This window comes from Rothia sp. HMSC065C12, assembly GCF_001812085.1.
In the GTDB taxonomy this organism is placed as follows: Bacteria; Actinomycetota; Actinomycetes; order Actinomycetales; family Micrococcaceae; genus Rothia; species Rothia mucilaginosa.
The window spans coordinates 77,499-77,899 of record NZ_KV807678.1; the positions used below are offsets into that span (position 1 = coordinate 77,499).

1 protein-coding gene is annotated in these 401 nt (G+C 52.6%); it reads right to left on the reverse strand.

The genetic code is table 11. From position 1 onward, the window contains the following. Positions 1-320: hypothetical protein (locus HMPREF2836_RS09425; protein ID WP_246822824.1), on the reverse strand; the 320-nt coding region annotated here is incomplete at its 3' end. Between the last annotated feature and the right edge of the window lie 81 nt (positions 321-401).

The following is a 401-nucleotide window of genomic DNA, read 5'->3' on the forward strand; positions in this document are numbered from 1 at the left end:
ACCTTATAGACGCGGTCCTGACCGGGATCAAAGTTCGGGGAAGACACAGATACCTTCGGCAGGGTGTTCCTGAACGAATTATTCTGATACGCCATGTGTGCGGGGTTATTGCCCACCGGAACGAAGGGGAACTTACGCGACAGCTTATTCCACCCGTGGGTTTCCACACCGTAAACATCTAGGTAATACCCTTTGCCGGACTTCAAGACTCCCGCGGGGATCGTGATCTTCTTCTGGAAATAGCCGTTAGGAATCAGGCCCTTGAAAATGCGCTGATTCTCTTCCGTATCCGGCGCCTGGAACTCGCCCAAAGAAGCCACGCTGTAGGTCCTAATTGTTCCCTGCTCAGACAGCGTGAAACTCAAGGAACTGACATCCTGAAAACCGGTACCCGTCAACGT